At 48.2% G+C, this 6,953-nt stretch carries 6 protein-coding genes; 3 read left to right on the top strand and 3 right to left on the bottom strand.

Annotated elements, in window-relative coordinates; genetic code table 11:
- The first annotated feature begins 15 nt into the window (after positions 1–15).
- The 3 genes from D9N13_RS12040 (at position 16) to D9N13_RS12030 (ending at position 1,615) form a co-directional block, all read left to right on the top strand.
- Positions 16–141 carry an IS3 family transposase gene (locus D9N13_RS12040; RefSeq protein WP_411268156.1) on the top strand — a complete coding sequence of 42 codons (126 nt, stop codon included), beginning with the start codon at positions 16–18 and terminating at the stop codon, positions 139–141.
- Positions 142–215: 74 nt separating this feature from the next.
- Positions 216–1,187 carry a hypothetical protein gene (locus D9N13_RS12035; RefSeq protein WP_290590080.1) on the top strand — a complete coding sequence of 324 codons (972 nt, stop codon included), beginning with the start codon at positions 216–218 and terminating at the stop codon, positions 1,185–1,187.
- A gap of 2 nt (positions 1,188–1,189) precedes the next feature.
- On the top strand, positions 1,190–1,615 hold the full coding sequence (locus D9N13_RS12030) for a hypothetical protein (RefSeq protein WP_290590077.1): 426 nt from the start codon (positions 1,190–1,192) through the stop codon (positions 1,613–1,615).
- A 741-nt stretch (positions 1,616–2,356) separates the two neighbouring features.
- Here the strand turns inward: D9N13_RS12030 and D9N13_RS12025 are convergent.
- Genes D9N13_RS12025 through D9N13_RS12015 form a run of 3 tightly spaced genes read right to left on the bottom strand, consistent with a single transcriptional unit; the run spans position 2,357 to position 6,851 of the window.
- On the bottom strand, positions 2,357–2,872 hold the full coding sequence (locus D9N13_RS12025) for a hypothetical protein (RefSeq protein WP_290590075.1): 516 nt from the start codon (positions 2,870–2,872) through the stop codon (positions 2,357–2,359).
- Positions 2,873–2,893: 21 nt separating this feature from the next.
- On the bottom strand, positions 2,894–4,405 hold the full coding sequence (locus tag D9N13_RS12020) for a hypothetical protein (protein ID WP_290590072.1): 1,512 nt from the start codon (positions 4,403–4,405) through the stop codon (positions 2,894–2,896).
- On the bottom strand, positions 4,398–6,851 hold the full coding sequence (locus D9N13_RS12015) for a type VI secretion system Vgr family protein (protein WP_290590070.1): 2,454 nt from the start codon (positions 6,849–6,851) through the stop codon (positions 4,398–4,400). The genes D9N13_RS12020 and D9N13_RS12015 overlap by 8 nt, the downstream gene beginning before the upstream one ends.
- Between the last annotated feature and the right edge of the window lie 102 nt (positions 6,852–6,953).

The raw sequence follows: 6,953 nt of genomic DNA, 5'->3' as shown, positions 1-6,953 counted from the left end.
AAGAATTACCGGACGATAGATGAGGCTAGATCGGGTATATTTGCCTATATCGAGATATTTTATAACCGTAAGAGAAGGCACTCAGCAAACGATGGGGTAAGCCCCGTTGAATATGAGGAAGCAGCTGTTATGGCTGCATAGTTAGAGTGTCTACTTTTTGTGGGGAACACCACGATTCGAGCAGTTGTCACCTTCGAATAATTTAGAGAGATACAATGTCTTCACATATAGTTTTTGATACAAATTATTTGAGGTCTCTTGGATCAAAGGAATATCTGGGAGGGGATATTCCGGAAAGGTTTAGAGTGCAGCTTCAAATGGCAATAGAGCGAGGCGATGCAGTGGCAATACCTAGAACTGTTCAACTTGAACTTAATGCCTGGGTTGAGGATTTAGCTGTTAATGAATCCACCAATATTCAACAGGCGTGGGATTTTCTTCGTGACAAAGGGTTTGATGTTTCGCCTGAACCAAAGCCGAAAGAAAATGCTATTGATGTTTTCGGAATTATAAAGAATGCTTTTCCTGATGTGTATTTGCTTGAACCAAACATGGAAAATTATCTTGAGGCAGAACGCCGAGCGTCTTTTAGATTGCCTCCGCTACCAAAAAACCCTGAAGGTGAGGAGTTTAGAGATAGAATAATATGGAGTCAGCTTTTGACAGTCTCAGCACAAACGGAAATGCCAATAGTTATTGTCTCTAACGATAAAATATTTGAAAACGGGGCTAATTCTACAGAGGGAAAGTCTGCTCGCATAGTTAATCTAAAAACGGAAGATGATCTCAATCAATGGTTGGACAGTCGTCCTGTTCCCATTCAAAACTTAGTAACAGATATATTCCTGTTTTCCGAACAAATGAAAGAATATGGTATAGATTTTGCCGAAGAAAATATTAGCCGGGTTGTAGACTATCGATCTAAGAGAGAACCAAACGGAAATATGACAAAAAAGTTTGTCTTAGTTACGGATGAAGCTAACGGACTTCCACCACGAATAAACGGTAGTTTGATGTATCTTGGCGATGATCCTGTAATATTGGACCTAAAGATTGCTGATAGGGTTGTGCAAATCCATAGAAACTTTACGCAGCAAGAGGAATTAAGAAGTGAAATGAATCGTCAGATGAAGTCCGCAAAGCGGCAGTTTTTAGAATCTGAACTCCGAAGATTAATTGGTGAGTAGATATGGACTTTAGAATCGGATCAGTTAGTTTTAGCAGCGTAAAGATACCCTTGCTGTGGGGAAAGAAAGCAATTTTATCTCATTCTGATGGCACATTTTCTGTTGTGGACCTAAGTGGCGATAAGGCTGTCCCACAAATTGTTGGAGATGAGCCGTGGAATGAAATTGAATACTCAGAAAAAGAAGATGGATTCGTTATATATGAAAACGACGTCCAGGCTTACTTTTATTCACCGCCGAGAAAAATATTTAGAGATTTGACTGGAAAATTACCAGAATGCGAGCTCGGTAAGGATTTCACTAGAATTGGAACCAATAAAATTAGTGGCGGAATGGTGTCTGGCTTTGGTGTAGGGATAGGCGTATCTGAAAACGGCTTTTTTATGGGTGGTCCAGTTCCAGAAGGTCTAGCCAGTTTAAAACTGTAAACATAACAAGCCGTAGTCGAGCTCAATGTGGTGCGTTTAGAGTTGAAATTTAGAGAAAGCATGCTAATCAAAGAAAAAACTACGCAGTATATTCTGATGAGATAATAAATTGAGAGATTTCAACGTCGGAAATGTAATTCTTATATCGCTAGTCATCTTCTCTCTTAGCGGTACAGTGATTTCAGTTTACCTAAATCTGAATGGATATGATCTTTCAGAAGAAACCTATAATTCATGGACGATGGTATTTACCATACTGGTTGCTGTATGGGCAGTTAGGGACAATAAAGATAAAGAAAATATCGATCTAGATTGGGGTTTGGTTTTTTACTTGTTCTGGCCTATTGCTCTTTTCTATTGGCTAACAAAAACAAGGGGTTTTCAAGGGCTGCTTTGGTACATTGGTTTTTGGTTGTTGTTTTTACTACCATGGCTGGCTAGTGTAGTAGTTTATGCAATTAGCTAGAAAAAGCGTAAACCTGACGCTTGGTGGCGCAGGTTATCAAAGTGTTAAGCAAATCGAGTAATGAAGCATTCATCTAGAATATTGTACATAGAATACAAAGGTGACGATAGCTTGGCCATCCTGATTACGTGAAGAGATATCAAAATGTTCATTTTTGGTGCGTTCTGATTGAAGGTCAAGAATGGAGTAAACTAGGGTTACTCATTCGTTAAAGTTGATGTTGGGTGTCAGGATCTCCCCAGATAAAATTGACCACGGCCCAGGCTTTTATTCTTCTACAGCTCACCTTTTTGGATTTTTTCAGCAGTGTTTTTGAGTAAATCGAAAAAGCCGTGCTCGAAGAGAAAGGAATCGGTAAAGTTCAGATATTTTCCCATTTGTTCTCCTGGTTCGGGACGGGAAATTGTTTTAATCGTGTAGCCCGCCTCTCGATTCTCTCCACTGCCTAATGACATAGCTCTGCTGATTCCGAGTTCTTCTCCATCTACTACTTCTTCATAGTGGCGCACGTCAGCGGGCAATCCACCTTCGTGGGAAAGTTTAAAGAACTTATTTTTCAGAGTGTTGACGATCCAAGGAATGCCGGATTTCGGCATTTCCAGTTGGTAAGTAATCCATTTCGATTGCTTGGTCTTTAAATTAGTAAACCAATTGCATACGGCGATGAGAGCGTAGTCTTCAACTATTAGTAAGTATATTGTTCGTTGTGGTTTTCGATTATCTACAAGGCTGCCTACCACAAAAGGGTTTTGTTGGATAGTAACAGGATCGATTTCAGAAAATGCTTTCATGTATTAATCCATTGTATTCATTTAATACGAGGTTAAGCCGACACGCTTAAGAACGCCTGACTGTTCCAGGTCACCCAGTAGCCCCGGCTTTTTATCCAGGCTGTAGGTTTCCACAGTGCCAAGGCCGTCTGGGGAGTTCACGTCTTTGGTTATACCTATGCCTAGGAATTGTTCGTTGGCACCATATTTGTCATTGATTATCTGGCGAGCTTTTAGAAGCTCTGTTTCCTTAGGAGAAAGCCCTTGGCTTTTGGCAAAATCCACTAAACTGTCCGAATCGGATAAATCCGCTCCCGTTTCGCCTGCCTGTTCAAACAACTCCGCATACCGCTCAGAATACTCAGGCGTCATCGCCTGATCAATCAACTTAGGGTCCACATCGGTCATCTCTGACTTGGCTAATCCGCCAATCCTGTCATAGGTTGGGATAAACGTAGTGATATCCCCCTGTTTAGCAGCAGCCGCGGCATCGATCACAAGCAGTGTGTAGTCTGTCTTTGGATCGTAAGTCGTACCGACCGCTTTGGCAATCAACTCCGCGTCTTTATCGGCATGTTCCAGTTGTGTATAGGTTGTAGTCCAATAATTGGAACGGTCCGTATCCGGGTTTACCCAGCCTATATTGCCACTATCTTTGGCATGGCTCGATTTGATCACGCGAACAATGTATTTTTCTTCCAACCCGGCTTCCACGATGGCCAGCTTGTCGTCCAGCGTGTAGGGGGATTGGGGCAGAGGTGAGCCGTTGGCCCGTGCCTGTTGAACTTTTTGGGTGGCGTCATCCATGCGTTTCATGACTTCGTCCATGGATTCTGGTAAAGGTGGCAGGCGGCGTGGTGGTTTGGCGTTGGCATCAGCCTCCTGCCTCATCATCAACGTCTGCCTGGAATTACCCTCGACACTATTATCGGCCTGCTGCTTTAGCAGATCATCCAGTTTGGCCTCAAGGTCAGCGGTGATTTTACCGAACATCTCGTCAATTTGATCGCGAATTGCTCTCATCTCTGCGATCAAATCACTGATGTTTTTATACAGATCATCCGCCCAGCTTGGAACATAGGATAGGGCTTCTTTCAATGTGGCTATGATGTTATCGAAAACCTGTTTCAGCATTCGGGCGGCTTCATCTGCGTGTTGTCGCAGTTCTCCGGCTCTCAGTTTTTTCAGCCACTCCCAGGCATTGCCTTTGGCTAGCGCATTAAATGCCCTGAATACATCGTCCAGTTTGGCACCACGGTAAATCAGTTTTAGTACTCCTTTCAGCAGTGATCCCAGGGAGGGAATCAAGCCGATCAGGGTAAAGAACAGGCCGACCCAAACTGCCATTTCGTTGTAGCGCTTATCCCAAATCAATGCTTTTAGATTGGCCACAAGATCACGGCCATCAGCCACTTGGTCAACCAGTGGGATAGCAGTAATAGCAGCGTTGGTAATGATCTGTCCTATAGTAGGATTTTTGTTGAAGTCGCCCTGAATGGCGCCCCAAATCCAATCCAGGGTACTTTCTTCCGTTTCGGTTGCCGCCTCAGTCACTACCGGATTCCTCACCTTTGGCCTGCATCATACGTTGTACCCATCCATCCGGTGCTGTTACCTGTTGGGTGGTGGTGGGCTCGATTTCGGTGGCTGGCGCAGGATCACTGTGGTATTCCACCCGGATATTGGTTTTGTTCAGGGGCAGTGCGACCTTGGAACAACCGGTATCATCCAATGTACCGCGTTGGATCACCTCGTTCGTGGTTGTGTCATAGATGGTATAGCCTGCGCCAGCCACACCATGTCCGTCTGCGTGGCTGTAATAAAGATCAACCCAGTTTTCCTCTTCCTCCATTACGGCGTTTTCGCCAGGGATGGTTGCGATTCCTAACACCGCAGCCCCCTGCTGGGCCGCCAGTGCACACTCCGGGCAATCCTCCACAAACGGTGCGCCCAAACGGTCGGCCTCCTGCAACACGGCCAGCTGGGCCCTGGCGCGATCAAAATCAATGGTAGAAGGGAGGGGGATGGTGGGGCCGCTGGCAGCGCGCAGTTTGGCACCGGGCGCATCGTTATCCGCTTCCGCCGGCAACCCCGGTTGGGTCGGGTTGGCGGCCTGGGCGGAGCCACCGCCGCCGCCTTCATTAATGCGCACCAGGGGGCCCAAAATGGAGACTCCGGAGGGATCCAGGGTGATAACACCGGCGCCGCCTTTGACGGAAAGGCTCATGCCGCCCTGCAGGATGGCCTTGCTGCCGGCTTTGATATGGAGGTTGTTACCGGCTTCGATCACATGGGCGCCGGATACCTTCAGTTGCAGATCCTGACTCACGGTAATGGATAGCTGTTGCCCCACCGCGTCGTTTTGGTTGCCCCCCACGGTGGTGTGAAGATCCTTGCCGATTTCCTGCGCGTTTTGATTGCCTACGGTGAGGTGTTGATCGTGGTTTACCTGGGATTTCAGATCCTGGATTACCCGTAGATCCAGATCCTTTTCTGAACGCAGTAAGATTTGTTCAGCGCCTTTTTTATCCTCCACCCGCAATTCGTGAAAACCTCCACCGCCAGGGCTGGACAGGCTTTTCAAGATTGAGCGGGTTTTGTGATCGGGCAGTACAAGGGGTGGTTTATTCTGGGCGTTGTAGACCCGGCCGGTCATCACCGGTCGATCGGGATCGCCGTGCTCAAACTCCACGATGACCTCCTGCCCGATTCTGGGGAGCGCCAGCCCGCCCCATTGCAGTCCGGCAATGGGTTGATTGACCCGCAGCCAGCAGCTGGTTTTTTCGTTACCCTGGCCTTCCCGATCCCAATAGAACTGTACTTTGATGCGCCCTTGCTGGTCTGTGTAGATTTCTTCACCCGCCGGGCCGGTGACGATGGCGTTATGGGGGCCGGGTACCAGCGGGCGGTTGAACGAACACAGCATACGAAAGGCCTTGGCGTAGGGAATACACTGCAGGCGGCTGATGCAACGGGCGGGTTTATTGCTGGCACCGGAATCCAGCGATTGCGGTTGCTCAGCGATGATCTGGCTGTGGATGATCAGGTAGCGTTGATTGAATTCAGGGTTGGGGTGGTGGGTCAGCATCATGGTTTGCCCCGCTTCACAGTGGATGGAATGGGTTTCCATCTCAACGATCCGGCTCTGTTGCTGACGTTGCTCCAGGTAACGTTGGCTCAGGTGGTGGCCACGTTCAGGTGCTGTGAACTGTCCGGGGAACTGGTAGTGTTCCCGTTGAGGTTGTTGGCCTGCACTGATCTCCTGCAGGGAGAGGGCCGGTTTCTCATGGTTGTAGTCGCCGAGCCGAATGGCGTCCACGGTGACGCTGTGTCGACCGACCAACCAATGTACACATTCCTCATCCTGCGGGCGGCTGGTTTCCTGTTCGAAGCGCAGGGATTCGGTTCCGGCCTTAACCTGAAAAGCGGTGTTACTGTCGGCCATGATCAGAATCTGTTGATGGGCGGTGTTTTGGTAATGGTAATGCCAGCCTTCTTCCGCCATAAGACGGCTGATGAAGTCGTAGTCCGATTCCCCGTATTGCGTGCAGTAGGCCCGCTTCGGTGCGGCTGTGGTGCGATCGTCGAACAGATCGCCGCTGATGCCGTGCTCTTTCAGAATGCAGGCAATGATCTGGTTGGGCGATTGATCCTGGAAAATGCGCATGTTGCGCTTTTGTGTGCATATCCAGAGGGCAGGCACCACTTGCAGCCGGTATTCGCTGTATTCACGGCCGTGGTTAAGGTAACTGGCCGCACTGATGATGCCCCGCAAAAACCGCGGTTTGCCGCCACCGGTCAGATCATGGAGGGTGATCAGTACGGCGTGGTTCAGGAGTGTCTGCAGATCGATTTTTCGGCTTTTACTTGCGCAGCAAATGTCATATTGGTACAGGTCACCAACGGCGCAGGCCCCCTCCAGAGAGGTGAGACGAAAGCTGTCCTGGATTCCCTGTATTGCAATGCTGAGGCGGCTTGAATTGGCGGGGGATGTTGTCATAGGTCGGCTGGCTTGAGTCCGGTGGGCGGTTGGTGTTGAATAATTGGTTGCTTATATAAAGACGGATAACGAGTAAAAATTCCGGCCAAACCGGGGTTGAGC

Source organism: Ketobacter sp. GenoA1 (assembly GCF_003671475.1).
In the GTDB taxonomy this organism is placed as follows: Bacteria; Pseudomonadota; Gammaproteobacteria; order Pseudomonadales; family Ketobacteraceae; genus Ketobacter.
Note: the sequence above shows the minus strand (reverse complement) of the source record. Positions and strands in the feature narration are given on the sequence as shown.